This window comes from Chryseobacterium tructae, from assembly GCF_030409875.1.
Classification (GTDB): Bacteria; Bacteroidota; Bacteroidia; order Flavobacteriales; family Weeksellaceae; genus Chryseobacterium; species Chryseobacterium tructae.
Window position 1 is genome coordinate 838,574 of record NZ_JAUFQR010000001.1, and the last position, 15,084, is coordinate 853,657.

General features: G+C 35.3%; 10 protein-coding genes and 2 pseudogenes. 1 reads left to right on the forward strand and 11 read right to left on the reverse strand.

Translation table 11 applies throughout. The annotated features are described in order from the left end of the window. Positions 1 to 151: 151 nt before the first annotated feature. Positions 152 to 1,785 (reverse strand): annotated as a pseudogene (gene lnt / locus QWZ06_RS04060) (apolipoprotein N-acyltransferase). 55 nt (positions 1,786 to 1,840) lie between these two features. Between lnt and QWZ06_RS04065 the strand changes: the two are divergent. Beyond that, a complete protein-coding gene (locus tag QWZ06_RS04065) occupies positions 1,841 to 2,254 on the forward strand; it encodes a VanZ family protein (protein WP_290295854.1) in 414 nt (137 codons plus the stop codon). On the opposite strand, the gene proC is transcribed toward QWZ06_RS04065, so the two are convergent. From proC to QWZ06_RS04115, 10 genes and pseudogenes are all read right to left on the reverse strand, one after another. Then, the gene (gene proC, locus QWZ06_RS04070) at positions 2,244 to 3,047 is read right to left on the reverse strand and encodes a pyrroline-5-carboxylate reductase (RefSeq protein WP_290295856.1); all 804 of its coding nucleotides are present in this window, start codon (positions 3,045 to 3,047) and stop codon (positions 2,244 to 2,246) included. The two genes, QWZ06_RS04065 and proC, sit on opposite strands and share 11 nt — an antisense overlap. A 122-nt stretch (positions 3,048 to 3,169) precedes the next feature. Further along, positions 3,170 to 4,873, reverse strand: coding sequence for a T9SS type A sorting domain-containing protein (locus QWZ06_RS04075; RefSeq protein WP_290295858.1), 1,704 nt, complete (start codon positions 4,871 to 4,873; stop codon positions 3,170 to 3,172). Between the two features lie 477 nt (positions 4,874 to 5,350). Then, positions 5,351 to 6,417: pseudogene (locus tag QWZ06_RS04080) on the reverse strand (cytochrome-c peroxidase). Positions 6,418 to 6,500: 83 nt separating this feature from the next. Next, positions 6,501 to 6,737 (reverse strand): DUF6850 family outer membrane beta-barrel protein, encoded by a 237-nt coding sequence (locus QWZ06_RS28125; protein ID WP_290295860.1) that lies wholly within the window; start codon positions 6,735 to 6,737, stop codon positions 6,501 to 6,503. Further along, the gene (locus QWZ06_RS04090; protein WP_290295861.1) at positions 6,719 to 8,032 is read right to left on the reverse strand and encodes a DUF6850 family outer membrane beta-barrel protein; all 1,314 of its coding nucleotides are present in this window, start codon (positions 8,030 to 8,032) and stop codon (positions 6,719 to 6,721) included. Before QWZ06_RS04090 ends, QWZ06_RS28125 begins: the two co-directional genes overlap by 19 nt. A gap of 27 nt (positions 8,033 to 8,059) precedes the next feature. After that, complete coding sequence (locus tag QWZ06_RS04095; RefSeq protein WP_290295863.1) at positions 8,060 to 9,298, reverse strand: DUF4876 domain-containing protein; 1,239 nt, start codon at positions 9,296 to 9,298, stop codon at positions 8,060 to 8,062. A 19-nt stretch (positions 9,299 to 9,317) separates the two neighbouring features. Continuing rightward, positions 9,318 to 12,071 (reverse strand): TonB-dependent receptor, encoded by a 2,754-nt coding sequence (locus QWZ06_RS04100; protein WP_290295865.1) that lies wholly within the window; start codon positions 12,069 to 12,071, stop codon positions 9,318 to 9,320. A gap of 139 nt (positions 12,072 to 12,210) precedes the next feature. Next, on the reverse strand, positions 12,211 to 13,224 hold the full coding sequence (gene murB, locus QWZ06_RS04105) for a UDP-N-acetylmuramate dehydrogenase (protein ID WP_290295868.1): 1,014 nt from the start codon (positions 13,222 to 13,224) through the stop codon (positions 12,211 to 12,213). Positions 13,225 to 13,227: 3 nt separating this feature from the next. After that, positions 13,228 to 13,716: a hypothetical protein gene (locus QWZ06_RS04110; RefSeq protein ID WP_290295870.1), complete on the reverse strand. Its 489-nt coding sequence runs from the start codon at positions 13,714 to 13,716 to the stop codon at positions 13,228 to 13,230. Between the two features lie 7 nt (positions 13,717 to 13,723). Beyond that, positions 13,724 to 14,929 carry a pyridoxal phosphate-dependent aminotransferase gene (locus QWZ06_RS04115; RefSeq protein WP_290295872.1) on the reverse strand — a complete coding sequence of 402 codons (1,206 nt, stop codon included), beginning with the start codon at positions 14,927 to 14,929 and terminating at the stop codon, positions 13,724 to 13,726. Between the last annotated feature and the right edge of the window lie 155 nt (positions 14,930 to 15,084).

Sequence of the window (15,084 nt, forward strand, 5' to 3'; positions counted from 1 at the left end):
GATTATGTTTATTTGTACTGGAAATATTATCTAAGAAATAAAAAATCTGCGTTATCAGCTCAATCAGCGAGAGATTAATAACTCTCAGATCTTGCAGATAACGCAGATTGTATTGTATTTAGGGAGATCAGTGGAACGGATATTCCTAATATTATGCTTTCTTCATTTTTGCCTGAACTCTTTTAATCAGATAATAGAATAATAAAAATCCTAGGGCAAATATTGAGAATCTGGAAAGAAGATCTCCTGCTCTGGAGTAGAATGTCATTCCATCATAAAGATTAACTTTTGAAAATAGTGCAGTTTGATCGCCATAGAAGGTATCTGCTACTACCTCTCCTTTAGCATTGATGTGAGCTGAAATTCCACTGTTGGCAGCACGGGCAATTTCTCTTCTTGTTTCAATAGCCCTTAGTTTGCGTAGGATAAAAGCTGCTTATGTCCTTCTGTAACGCCCCACCAAGAATCATTGGTCATAATCGCAAGGAAATTAGCTCCCTTTTTTACATAATCTGTAACAAACTCTCCATAAATACTTTCGTAGCAGATAATAGGTGCTAATTTTCCTTTGTTGTAAGGGTTGGAAAAAGCTACTCTTTCTTTATCTGTACCCAATGAAGCGACAGTTCCACCTAAGTTCAGCATAGCATCACCTAGAACTGGTTTTAAGACATTCATATACGGGAAGATTTCAACACCGGGAACTAATTTTCCTTTGTGGTAAACCTGAGTTTTTTGTTGTGGAGCAAGTTGAATAGCCGTATTATAGCTTGCTACCCAAACTCCCTGATTGGTTTGATAGGCTTCTTTTGGTAGTGTAGCAGGATCAAAGTAAAAATGATGTGAAGAAATTCCTGTCGCAAAAACAGATCCGGGATGTTTAGTCAAAAATTCTTTAACATTATTTAAAAGTAAACTTTTTTCTAAGCCGGTTTCAGAAATAGAACCTCTGCCGGGAAGTGCTGTTTCTGGTGCAATATAGTAATCTATTTTTGTAGTTGAATTTTTTTCAGCCAATGCCAAAAGATCCTGTTCAATCGTTAAGCTATCCTTTGAATACTTTTCAGCATAAGGATCAAGATCAGGCTGCAGCATCAGTACATTGACTTGTCCTGACGGTTTCTCATTAAAGCTGTTATACTTCATGATCGAAATCATCATCGGGACAGCAATTAATGCTACTATGATGGATGAATTTTTAATCAAATCTTTTCTCTTTCTTCCTGCTTCCCAGGTTCTGATTGTATAGAAAATTAATACATTAATCAAGAGGATCCAAAAGCTTCCGCCGGTTGCTCCTAAGGTATCATACCATTGAATCAGTTTTGGATAATCCGAAAATACGTTTCCTAAGTTCAGCCATGGCCAGGTAAGTTCCCATCCTAAATGGAATTTTTCAAAACTCATCCAGATAGCAATCAGAAATCCTAATCCCCAATAGGTTCCCTGGGCGTTCTTATACCAATGATAGCATTGGAAAACCAAAGAATATAAAAGTGAGTTGACAAGAACAGGAAATACAACGGCCATCATAGAATGGCTTCCGTCAGGGTTTTTGGATCCATATAACCATCCTGTAGTAACAATGTTCCAGATAATAAAACAAAGATAAGATAGTCCGAAAATCATCCAGCCTTTTCTTTTATAATCTGAAAATTTTGAAATTCCATGTTCCATCATCAGAAGAGGAACGAGGGCGAAAAATATAAAAAAAGGAACTCCATAAGTAGGCCAAGAGACCGACAGCAGCATTGCTGAAATAAGTGTAAGTAGAACGTATTTCATTAAATTATTTTAATATACAAATTTAATGTTTTTGAAATGAATATATTAGCATCCGATGTTAAAGAAATTATATAAAATCGTTATTGTACCCTACACACTGTTTTTGCTTTATCTGATGTTTCTCGGCATGGGCAGATTTCAGTATGAAGATAACCTGATCACGGTGGAACCTGTGTTTTCTACGATTAAATTTATTCAGGGGGCAATGTCCTGGAAAGATATTGTTATTATCGTTCTTGGAAATATTGTGATGTTTATTCCTTTTGGTTTTCTGGGGTGGGTTTTTCCCAAACTGACGGATCTAAAATCTCTGGTTTTTAATTTTATTCCTGCAATTACAATTGTTGAAGGGCTTCAGTATTTTACAAGATTAGGGATATTTGAGGTAGACGATATCCTCCTGAATACTTTTGGGGTATATTTAGGATGGCTGCTTCGTAGATATATTGAGAAAAAGTTTAGCTATTGAGTTCTTTAGCTCGTTTTTCAGCATTAAGGATTCCCTGTTTCAAAATTTCTTTAAAGCTATTGTCTTCAAAGGTTTTTAAAGCAGCTTCTGTAGTTCCGCCTTTGGAGGCTACATCCTTAATCAGTTCTTCAAGGTTCTTTTCAGAATTATTGATGAGATGATAAGCTCCCAGCATGGTTTGCTTTACAAATAATTTGGAAAGGTTTTCGTCAATTCCCATTTCAATTCCGGCTTTGATCATGGCATCGATAATATAGTAGAAATAAGCGGGGCCACTTCCGGAAAGTGCGGTAACACCATCTAAAAGATTTTCATCTTCTAAATATACTGATCTCCCGGTGCTGTTTAATAGCCTTTCTATATTGATAAGCTGGCTGAAAGAAATACCGTCAGCGGCAGTATAGCCAGTAATTCCCATTCCCAAAAGGGTAGGAGAGTTAGGCATGGCTCTTACAACAAGTGGATGGTTGAGCGATTTTTGGATTTTCTCAATATTAATTCCGGCCATAATGGATAAAACCATTTGGTTCTCTTTTAATGTAAATCTGAAATTCTGAGCAACTGTTTGAAAGTCTTGTGGTTTTACGGCGATAATAATCAGGTCAGCATCCAATTCAGTAGCATCATCAAAGGTGGATATTTTTGATTTTGGGAATTCTTCCGCTATTTTGGAGGTTTTTGCTTGGTTTCGAATAATCAGATGAAGGTTTTCCGGTTTGATCAGTTCATATTTCAAGAATGATTTTGAAAAAGATAAACCCATATTTCCGGCTCCTAAGATCGCTATTTTCATATAATGTGCTTTTGTGAATATTGTTATGCTAAAATATTGTTTTTTTATAAGAAAAGGATGCTTTTCAATGAAAAAGGCAGCTGTTTTTTACAGCCGCCTTTCTATGATTCAATAAATTATGTTTACTTTTTAATGATTTTTCCTGTTTGTACAGAACCATCATTAAATACAATTTTATAAATATATATTCCCGGCAGATATTGAGTTGGGAATGCACTGATCTGTGTAGAATTATTATCTTTAAGATCTGTCTGCATTATTTTTATAGGTTGCCCCCCCGATACATTGACAAGATAGATATCTGCTTTTGTACCGCTATAATTTTTAAAGTTGAAATAAATGTCATTATTATTGGTTGCAGCAACTACCATTTTCTTATTGTCCTCTTTGTTTGATAAGGAAGCTTTTGATATCTTTTTTCCCTGGATAATTCCATCTTCAGGAGAGAAGATTAAGGTGTTGGATTTTTGCCATACACCCCCAGAAATTGCATATCTTGTATAATGATACTCGTTGCTTGATAGTGGAATAGCATTCTCATACTCCGACATGTTTGTATTCGGGGAAGAAGATACGCTCCAAAAAATAAATTCTCCTATTGAATCATCCGGATGAAGATCTACTGCCCATACATAGGTATAGTCTCCTGTTCCTCCAGTAGGAGTAGTACCTAAGAGATGATCTGTATTTAAAGGATCGAAAGATATTTTATTATTTTCAATTGGAGGCTGCTCAGAAACTACTACTGTTATAATATTACTTTCACTATCTGGAAGATATTGAGACTGTATGTATCTTTTATATTGTGTGGTCTGGGTTAGTGGTGTATTGATGGTATAGTCTGCATTTGTTGCTCCGGAAATATTATTCCAGGTTCCGCCTTCAGTTTTACTCTGCCATTGAATATTCATTGGATAACCTGTGGCACTTTTCAAATTAGCTGTAGGGTGGGTAGTTAGTCTGGAGAATTTAGGAATTTGGCCGGTTTGAACTTTTTCACTTTCTATAATATTGTTGTAACTTTCAGTCACAACTAAGTTCCCTAATATTTTTAATTCATCAATCTTGATTCCATTACTATAGTTTTGAGGAACAGCACTTGATCTTGCAATTCGTCTGTAAAATTTTGCTGAAGATATTGAAGGGACTTCGTAGTTTATATTGACAGCACCAGATATATCATACCAGTTAAATGAGTCATTTGTTTGTTCTTGCCATTGATAAGTGAACGAATTGGTACCTCCTCTCGGAGTACTTCCTACAAGTGTTCTTATAACATTTGCACCATTATTGGTTACACTTTCAACAATATTGTTTTCTTCAATATTTATTCTCACATCTACTTCATTACTATAACTCGTTTCTAGACCAGGTTTTGTTGGTTCTACCGCGCGTCTTAATTTGTAATTATATCTGTTTTCAGAAGCTGGTGGAGTATAGTCTTTTGTATTAATGGTTCCGTAATTGAGGTTATACCAATTTCCTCCCGGATTTTTCCTTTGCCAATAATAGGTGTAATTTCCAAATGGTATTGTAGGCTCACTACCTGTAATAGTTGGAGCTGGTTTTTGATAATCGGTGATAACGCTACCAGATATTTTATTGTTCGAAATGGCTGGTTGTACAAAATTGACAGGGAAAGTATTGGATGTTGCATTGGTGTTTCCATAGGTGTAAACCATAAATAATTTTCCTGAATTATTAGATTCAATCAATGCAGAAGTGTTGGGAATAATTGCTGTATATTCATAAGTCTGCGCTGTACCGGAGATAGTAGGAAAAAGAGGACTGTCTATGAAAATTTGATAAGGAGAGCCAGCTACCATTTTAGCGAAAAATTTTACATTAAGTCCAGTATTTAAATAATTGGGAGTATACTTGGAAATGCTATAGGTTACTTTGATATAGGTATTTATTTGTCCTTTATTAAGAGTGATCGTAGAAGAGTTGGTGTAGGTATTACCATTTACTTCAATTTCTGTATACGAACTTCATCGGTTTGGGCATTGATAAGAGACGCCTGTAGTAAAACTATTGCAAAGAGGAATAGCTTCAATAATTTACATTTCATTGAATTTGAATTTTTATGATTATTAGATACAACAGATTTTCTGTTGCCTATAATATCACGCAAAAATCCTAATAATATGCTTAATTCTGTTACATGATTTTTATATTAAGACTCCCATAAATCTTATAAAAATGTAATTATTTTTATTTAGAATAAATATGTTTAATGAAATATAAAGTTGAATTTGAATAAAAAAAGTCTGGCATTTGCCAAACTTTTTATTTTTTACTCTTTATTCCACAGGAAATTCCGGTCGTCTCATTTTATATTTTGTTCCTGAAAGAGCTTCAAGAAATGAAACTAAAGCTTTTTTCTCTTCTTTTGTCAGCTTTAAAGGTTTTAATAAAGGATCTGTTACAGGATAAAGTGGATCTTTCTCTTTTACTTCAGGAGAGGGATCTATCATATGCATTCCGCTGTTATACATGTTGACAACGCCTTCCAGATCACCAAATAATCCATTGTGCATCCACGGTTGAGTAAGCATAAGGTCTCTTAGCTGAGGTGTTTTGAATTTTCCAACATCTTCAGCATTTTTAGTGATTGTATATAATCCCAGATCTTCATATTTTCTTTTATAATAAGTTAATCCTATATTATGGAAAGATTCATCTGTAAGGTATTGTCCACTGTGGCAGTTCATGCAGCGTGCTTTGTCCTGAAAATATGCATCCCATAGATTTCTTCATCAGATAAGGCATTGTATTTTCCTTCCAGAAATTTATCGAAACGGCTTGGCTGGCTTTTGATGGTTTTCTGAAAATCTGCGATGGCTTTTACAATTCTTTCATAGGTTACTTTCTCATCTCCGTAAGCATTTTTAAAAAGAAGTTTGTATCCTTTCAATGTCTGAATTTTTGCAGGTAATGTTTTTACATCCATGGCCATTTCATGATGGGCTCCAAGCGGTCCGGCAGCCTGCTCTTCAAGCGTTTTTGCTCGGCCATCCCAGAAAAACGATGTTCTTTCTGCAATATTAAACAAAGACATTGTATTTCTGTTTCCCTGAAGATGGTTATTTCCCAAAGCTACATGTCTTCGGTCTGACCAACCCATTTCAGGATCATGACATGAGCTGCATGAAATCTGATTGGATTGAGATAATTTTGGATCAAAAAATAACATTTTTCCCAGGATTACATTAGGTTTATCCTGTTCTGTAAAAAACGCTGAGTCTGTTTTAATAGGCGAGAATTCCTGCCATTTTACTCCATAATCAATATTGGGTTTTGGCCAGTCTGAGATTGCTTTTTTATAGCTTTTAACAATATCTTCAATGGTAGGATCCTGAACTTTCATCAAATCCTGATTTACCTTTGGTGTAAAGCTTAATAAGATCATGCTGGCACCCCCTAATCCCCAATATATTAGTTTTTTCATTTTTAAAACGTTATCCCTATGTTTGCTGCCGCAAAATTATTGTTTTTTTTCTGAATCTTTTGAGACTGATATTGCGCTCCTATAAAGAATGCAGGAAGTTTTTTAAGCTTAAAATCATATCGTACAGCCGCTCCGAAAGTTGTAATATCACTGGCCTGGAAAATATGATCTTCCATAATCCAAGCATCTACAGATGAATATCCGGAGGTCGTTAAAGCATTTACGCTATTTCCAACCATTCTTTGAGAGAAATAAGGTTGTACAGTAAGTATTTGATTTCTTTGATCTGCTGTTTATAATCTGCATTAATTCCAAAGTAGCAGTAAGTAAACTTTTGTCCGGCGGCAGGGTATAGTCTTCTTTCTTTGATTTCTTCATATGCGAAGAACGGAGTTGCTGTAATGGAGAAAGTTTCCTGATTATATTGGTAGAAACCTTTTATAGCAGTAGTATAGTCTTCCTTACGATACGATTTTCTTTTATAGATCTGCTGTAAACTTGACGTATTCAGTGAGTATCCGTATTCATAGCCTGTTTTTACAGAAGAGATGAAGCTGGCTAAAACCCCAAAACGGTTTTTCTCATTAATATTGAAAAATTTTGCACCTTCCACTTCAAAGGTTTTATTCTCAAGATCGGAAAGATCATAATATAAGTTGGAAGACGGACTATTGACATAGCTTTTAATATTATTAGATTTTCCTACAACAGCCTGAAGGTAAAAATCCTTACCCAGTCTGTTCATGATCTGTAAGCCTCCTTTATAGGCAGATTCTTCAAAAGTAACGTTAGGATTGGCACTTCCGTTAAAAAGGTAATTTGAAAACCCAAAGCCGGTCATCTGGTATACAAACGGTCTTCCCAATAAACTTTGGAAAGTAAGGGAACTGTTTTGGGTGTATTTACTGAACTCACCAAATATTCCTATTTGATATTCTTTAAACAGTTTGTAGTTCGCCCCTGCTTTGATATTGAGATCAGAAGTTGTACTTTTTAGCCTTGGATCTTTAGCTCGGAATCCCATTTGAGCAAGATAGCTTATCTGAGCTGCAAAGATCCATTTATTCCATTTTTGCAAATATCCTCCGGTAAACTGATACCTTTCTGTATTGAGTTTTCCACCCGCAGAATCTACGGTGGTATAAGGGGCTACGCGATCATAATCCAATGATTCATTCCATCTTACAAGTCCTGTTTTAAGGTTTTGATAGCTTGCGTTTCCCCAGACATAGCGATTAGGTTTCAACTTTTGAAATGATTGAGCTTCAATAGTTAAACCTTTGTCACCGTTTCCTAATTGGTGACGGTAGGCTTTCTTATCATGGTTATGGTAGCCCACCCTAAATTCTGAAAATGAAACTGGGCTGTAACCCAACATAGAAGCTGGATTGTTAAAAAGATTATTTTTAAAACTTCTTTCCGTATCATATTGATTGTTGATCGTCTTAAAAAGACTGATGCTGTCCTGTGCTTTCACAGAAAGAAAACACAGATTGGCCAACAACAGAAAGAAAATTGTTTTTCTACTTAGCATAATATATTGAAAGGGATAATACTATTTTTAATGAACAATACCATTTTTTAAGCTTGGTTCAGAGTCTTTAACGAAATCATTAGTTGAATTGTTCGTATCCATATAAAGATTCTTATTTCCTATCATTTTTCCAACAATTTTACGTCTAACAGACTTTCCGAAACGATTTGGATCACTATCTATTGAACCTGCAGAAGTCCATCCAGCATCGATGCTTGGTGAAGTTAATGTGTGAAAAAACTTTGTAGGCACACTATTGTTAACTGCATCTATAATCCATGAATTAGGAATAGAATAAACACTTCTTTTTGTAACAGTTCCGGCAGAATTGATGTAACTGAAATCATATTTGCGATTTTGAAGAAAAGTAGTTTTTGATTCTCCGGCCGGGAAACGAGCAATCACATAGCTTTCAAATCCTCTGTTATGCATGATAAACATTTTGTTGGCTGTTGTAAAAGCCAAATCAGCATTTGGAACATCAGGATTATCAACCTGTCCTAATGCAGGAACTGTTGATGGAAACTCAAAATCTGCATTATGGAGATCGTAGGCTGTACTTGTTTGAGCTTTGTGATTAATAGCATTATCAGCTACCACAATAAAGTCTCCAGGTTCTACAGGATATATTTTCTTAGTAGGATCTTTTGTATCTGTAGGTAGAATCAGAACGCCTTTTACTCCAAAATATTGATTGACATCATAAGGGGTAGGATTATCATCTTCGGTAGTTAAGAATTGTGATTGCCCGATAATCAAGTTATCCGCATATAATACTTTATCCGTATTGTTAACAATTTTAAAATAACGTCCTGAATTATAGTTTTTACCATCCTGAGTCTTTATTCCTGTAAAAAATACCTCTTCAATAATAAAATCTTCATGAAATGTTTTGAAGAATAAAGGTACTGTAACATTGGTAGCCATCTTAGTGAGATCTACAGTGGCTTTTCCGGCAGCATCGGTGGTTTCAAGCTGATTGGTGATGACTTTACCATTGACAGTAATCTTATAAGAACCATAAGGCAGTTCTATGGAGATAGCACTTGCCTTTTGACTTTTCCTTCTGGTGATAGCTCCGCTGTTTACTTCTATTACTTCAATATCCAGTGTTTCATAGATGGAAATATTCTCTCCTGTAAAAGATAGAGTTAATACACCATTTTGTCCAGACTGTACTCCGAACTCATCATTAGTACATGAAGTTACTGTAAATGCAGTTCCCATCATGGCTACAAAACTTAATAGTAGAAATCTTTTTTTCATGTTATTTACTTTTTATATTTTAAAAATTGTAGTTTAATTCCATTCCGAAATAAGGTGTATTCATCCTTTTTCTGTACACCTTTACATTATTGAATGTATATGGAGCACTGTAGTTGAAAAGTCTGTTGACAAATAAAGAGGCGCGAAGTGCTTTGTAAATACTTTTGGTGATTTTTATGTTTCCTGTCATTGTAAAAGTGTAAAGTCTATCCATATTATCAGACACAGAGACATTTCTTACCAGCCATTGCTTGTAGATATCAGTCTTATCGGCTTCTGTAAAAGGATGTACCACACCATCCAGACCATAATAAGCAACAGGTTCTGCGATTCTTCTGTCATTTCTGCTATGGTCATACAGGCTTCCTTGTACAGACGCTGAAACAATAAGATCTAGACTTGGAAGATAAGTATCAATAAGCAGGTTATAGTTGATATTCGAATTAACATATCCGTTGTCATTCTTATAGATTCCATAATAAGGGAATATGTCTGAGCCAATATTTGCTGAAGGCTTAAAGATAATAGGTGTAGAATTTCTGTATTGGGATCTAAACCATGCTCCGGTAAAAGTAAACCTTGTATTGATTGTTTTGATTCTTGGTGATGTATAACCGAATTCAATACCCTGTTTCAATGTTTCACTTCCGTTTTCTGTAGTGGAATAGGCTCCAAAAATAGTTTTAACTTCATAAGGAACATTCGTTAAATCTGGCCCATTGGGAGTCCATTGGGTGATATCCACTTTTGTAGGGTCATATTGCTTATACGTATGCGCAGCTGTTTGATCCATCGTACGGAAACCGTTGGTCATGCTTTCTTTAAAGTAAGTCATAAAGAATTCATGATTTCTGTAAGAAAGATCTAAACGGATTTCTTTTTTGATGCTTTTTGCAGCCTGCAACTCTTTATTTTCTTTCGACTGAACATAGGTCATGAAGTTTACATATCGGTATTGTGCATCATTATGATAGTAATTCAGTTGAGTATAATCCCAATATTCGTTGTTGGGATAAAGCATCAATAGAGTTGGTTGTTTGTAGAAAAGACCATATCCTAAAGTAACGTCTGTCTTTAAAGGATAATCATTGATCATAAGATGGGGAAGGCTGTATTGGAAATTTAATCTCGGTTCTGCAAAGACTTTTTTACTGATTGCATAAGAGTTGTCGATGCCCAGGTTTTTTGATAGTCTTAAACCCGCATATAAAGTGAATTTATGCTGATTGATAGCATAGCTCATCTGATCACCTATAAAAGCAGCCAGCAGATTGGATGCCGGGATGGCATTGTAAGGTCTTGGTCTTGTAATTCCTGTGTTCGCAGAAGGTGGGGTTTTCATATCATATTGAAGCCCTCGACCATTATTTTTTGAATATTTCCAGTCCAGTCCGGCTTCGTATTGGTGAGTAATTCCGAAGGTTTTCTTGGTGCCGTTTACCTGGAAGAAAGCGGTGATGTCTAAAGGTTTTCCTTCTGTAGAAAACTCTGTGATATAGCGGAGATCAGGAAAATAACCCACATTTTCTCCTTGTTCCGTGGCAAGGGAAAAAGATCTTGGTCCTGATAATTGAATCAGTTTTACCTGTTCTATTTTTTCAAATCCCTGTCGAATAGCTGTATTTAAAGTTAATTTGTTGAAAAAAGAGTTTTTATCAAGCTGATACATAAAGTTATTGGTTAAACTGATTCTCTTATTATTAGATTCATATTTATCAGTGGAAGGATAGCCATTGTCCGGATCATATTTTTTATTGTCAATATTGGTAGAGAAATCAATAGTTGATCTCCATTCTAGAGGTCTTGACCATAGCGTTGAAATTTTCTTTGAACGGATGGAAGCAGTAATACGCTGATAGGTTTCAAAATCATCAGTAGGATTAGATTTAGAATCCAGAAAATCTGCACCTGCAGTTAACTGCCATTTATCATTAATCTTAAAACCTTTGCTCAGATAATATTGTTTACTGAAACCATCGGCTTTAAATCTTGCCTGTAGAGGAGAAGCGTTTATTTTACGTTCAATTTTGATCAATCCCGAGGTAAGGTCTCCATAGGCTGCAGAAGGGATACCACGAATGACTTCTACCTTTTCAATATCATTGGTGGAAATGGTTCTCATATCAACTCCTGAAGTTGCCGTTTCTCTATATTTAGGGCCTTCAGAAAATTGCCTGTTGTCTACTGAAACCTGCATGTCTGAGTTGGAGTTGATGATATTGTCATCAATCATGAATTGCACTCCAAGAGATGAGGTATTGTATTCATTCCCGGTATAGCCGGCAGTATTTTCCCGAAGAGTAGCTTTGTTAGTTAAATTTAAGACCGGTGTTTTTGATAGTCCACCAGGAAGAAGTTCCATAAGATCGGAGAAACTGGAAGGCTGTAGATGCTGCATAGCCTGTCTGTCAATCACTGATTTTGTAGTCAGACCTTTACTTTCCTTAGAAAATACAACAACTTCTTCCAACTTATTAACTGGCTGAAGCTTAATAATAATATTGTGAGTAGCAGTAAGATTGATGTTCAGTTCTTTTTCCTGAAAATTAGGATGAAGAACTTTCAGGTGATATTTTCCATTGGAAATAGAAAGATCTGTATGTCCGTTTTTGTCAGTAGTTAAAGAGGTTTGATTGATGGTAACAGAAGCCCCTTCTAATTCTTTGTTGTTTTCGTCGAATACAGTAATGTTCAATTGAGATTTTTCACTTTGTGCCTGTACCAGCTGTACAGTGAAAATGGAAAAGAAAACAAAAAGTAAAGATCTAGTCATTTTTATTTATTCTAAATAAGCAGACCGCGAAATTATAAAATATAATAACGCTAAACAATGATTATTTAGAATAAATTAAAATAAGAATGTAAAATTCCGGAAAATGCCCGGAATTCTGTTATATAATCTGAAGCAAATGTTATATAATATTCACCTCTCGCTCAAGTTCTATTCCGAACTTTTCTTTGACGGAGTTGATGATTTCAGTAGAAAAATCAAAGATTTCTTTACCTGTTGCATTACCTGTTGCATTGATGATGACCAAAGATTGAAGTTTGTGGGAGGCTACATTTCCGATTTGCTTACCTTTCCATCCGCACTGTTCGATGAGCCATCCGGCCGGAACTTTTACCCTATTTCCGTTAGGATATCCCTGAATATTTTCGAATTTCTGTTTCAATTCTTCAAACTGTGATAAAGGGATGGTTGGATTTTTGAAAAAGCTTCCCGCATTTCCGATCTTCTTAGGATCAGGTAGTTTACTTTGTCTGATATTGATTACAGCTTGGGAAACATTTTGAATGGTAGGATTGGTGATTCCAAGATTTTCAAGTTCGGAAATAATAGCACCATATTCTGTTTTAATATGATGTTCTTTTTTAGTGAGTTTAAAAGTAACTTCCAAGATGATATATCTTCCTTTTCCTTCCTGTTTGAAGATGGAATCTCTGTATCCAAACCTACATTCTTCAAGACCGAAAGTTTTAAGTTCAAGATTTTCCATGTCCAATACCAGGCAGTTTACAAATACATCCTTGATTTCTGTTCCATAGGCTCCGATATTTTGCATAGGGGAAGTTCCTACATTTCCAGGAATCAATGATAGATTTTCCAATCCGCCATAATTTTTTTCTAAACAATACATCACGAATTCATGCCAGTTTTCTCCTGCTTTTGCCGTAATAAGAACTTCGTTTTCGTTGAGGTCTTTCTGAGTAATTCCTTTTACGTTAAGTTTAATGGCAAGGCCGTCAAAATCTTTTGTCAGCAGTATATTGCTTCCGCCTCCTAAGAATAAAAGAGGGAGTGATTTTTCTTTTGAGAAACTAAGAGCATCTTTTAAAGTTTCAATGCTGTTGATTTCAATAAAGTATTTTGCTTTAGCATCAACGCCGAATGTATTGTAAGGCTTTAAGGAAAAATTTTCTTGCATGTTTTATTTGTATTCTTTGGGAAGAATTTTGTCTAATTGTTCTTTAAGCTGTTGAAATTGCTTATAGTGAATGGTGTCAACAAATGAATTGACGTAAATATGAGCTTTTTTAGGAGTACGGATTTGAAACGTTTCATCTATTCTATCCACCGATTGTTGGCTTGGAGAGCTTTTAATGTGGTCTAGGTCTTTAACTTTAATGGATGAGGTAAGTTGTTTCCATGTATCGCTATTGATACCTGAAGCCCAAGTTTTGTGTGCTTTATTGGAAGTAGTTCCTTTTTCTGCAGCAATCGAATCCTTGGTGATTTTTATGATTCTGTAATATCCCTGATTTCCTCCGATATTGGAGATCCCAATAAAAGTAATCTCATTCGGATTTCCTTTGGTAACAGGTTTTTCAGATTTTTTATTGTCACAGGAAAAAAATGCCGACAGCAAAAAGATCGAAAATAGTATTTTCAGACGTGTATTTTTTGGTGTCGGCATCATTTATTTTTTATAGGCTAAATTCTTCTCTATACTTTTTTAAAGCATCTTTTAGAATTTCAACACTTCTTTTAAGATCTTCTTCTTTCAGTACATAAGCGATTCTTACCTGCTTTTTACCTAATTCAGGATTGCTGTAGAAACCTCCGGCAGGGGCTACCATGATTGTTTCTTTGTTAAGCGAATACGATTCAAGTAACCATTGTGCGAATTTTTCAGTATCATCTACCGGAAGTTCAGCAACGCAGTAGAATGCACCTCTTGGCTTAGGGCAGATAACTCCTGGAATTGCATTTAAAAGGTCTACTAAAATATTTCTTCTGTGGGTGTATTCTTCTCTTACCGCTCTGATATAGGCTCCATCATTCTGGTGAGCTGCTGTCGCTGCAATTTGCCCCAAAAGAACCGGGCTTAATCTTGCCTGTGCAAAAAGTATGGCAGCGTTACGGATTTTTTGAGAACGGGTTACCATACATCCGATTCTTACTCCACACATAGAATAACGCTTGGATTCTGAATCGATAACGATGCAGTTCTCTTTTAGTTCAGGGAAATCAAGAATAGATATCTGTTGTTTTCCGTCGTATACATATTCTCTGTATACTTCATCAGAGATAATGACAATGTCGTATTTTAAAGCAATCTCAGCTAATTTTTTAAGCTCTTCACGAGTATAAAGGTATCCTGTAGGATTACCTGGATTACAGATGATGATAGCTCTTGTTTTTTCTGTGATCTTTTTTTCAAATTCTTCAATGGGTGGCAAGGCGAAACCTGTGTCAATGGTAGATGAAACTGCTACTACGTTTACATCGAATGTGCTTGTGAATCCATTGTAATTAGCATAGTAAGGTTCAGGGATAATGACTTCATCACCATCATCACACAGTGTTGAAATGGCAAAGTTGAGCGCTTCAGAACCACCATTGGTAACAATAAAGTTGTCTGGAGTAAGATCTGAAAAACCTAAAGAATGATAATATTCCGTAAGGGCTTTTCTATAATCTAAATTACCTTCAGAAAGTGCATATTCCAATACTTTAAGATCGATGTTCTTTAAAGCGTTTAATGCTGTTTCCGGAGTTTCAATATCAGGCTGTCCGATATTAAGATGATATACTTTTATTCCTTTTTGTTTTGCTTGTAACGCAAAGGGAACCAGTTTTCTTACCGGCGATGGCGGCATATGCAGTGCTCTGTTTGAAATATTCGGCATTGTTCAAAAATTTGTATGACAAAAATAGGATTTAATTTCTCAATAATAAAATTAAGAATAAGAAGAAACGGCTTATCATCCCCTTGCAAAACATATCATTTTAAAGTTTTGAATATTAATACTGAGTTTATTTTAATTAATTGCTGAATATTTAT

Bases quoted from the DNA above. Each gene is read 5' to 3' on its own strand.
- QWZ06_RS04100 (WP_290295865.1), bottom strand. From the start codon at position 12,071: ATGACTAGATCTTTACTTTTTGTTTTCTTTTCCATTTTCACTGTACAG.
- QWZ06_RS28125 (WP_290295860.1), bottom strand. From the start codon at position 6,737: ATGGTTGGAAATAGCGTAAATGCTTTAACGACCTCCGGATATTCATCT.
- murB (WP_290295868.1), bottom strand. From the start codon at position 13,224: ATGCAAGAAAATTTTTCCTTAAAGCCTTACAATACATTCGGCGTTGAT.
- QWZ06_RS04090 (WP_290295861.1), bottom strand. From the start codon at position 8,032: ATGCTAAGTAGAAAAACAATTTTCTTTCTGTTGTTGGCCAATCTGTGT.
- QWZ06_RS04065 (WP_290295854.1), top strand. From the start codon at position 1,841: ATGTTAAAGAAATTATATAAAATCGTTATTGTACCCTACACACTGTTT.
- QWZ06_RS04110 (WP_290295870.1), bottom strand. From the start codon at position 13,716: ATGATGCCGACACCAAAAAATACACGTCTGAAAATACTATTTTCGATC.
- QWZ06_RS04115 (WP_290295872.1), bottom strand. From the start codon at position 14,929: ATGCCGAATATTTCAAACAGAGCACTGCATATGCCGCCATCGCCGGTA.
- proC (WP_290295856.1), bottom strand. From the start codon at position 3,047: ATGAAAATAGCGATCTTAGGAGCCGGAAATATGGGTTTATCTTTTTCA.
- QWZ06_RS04075 (WP_290295858.1), bottom strand. From the start codon at position 4,873: ATGGTAGCTGGCTCTCCTTATCAAATTTTCATAGACAGTCCTCTTTTT.
- QWZ06_RS04095 (WP_290295863.1), bottom strand. From the start codon at position 9,298: ATGAAAAAAAGATTTCTACTATTAAGTTTTGTAGCCATGATGGGAACT.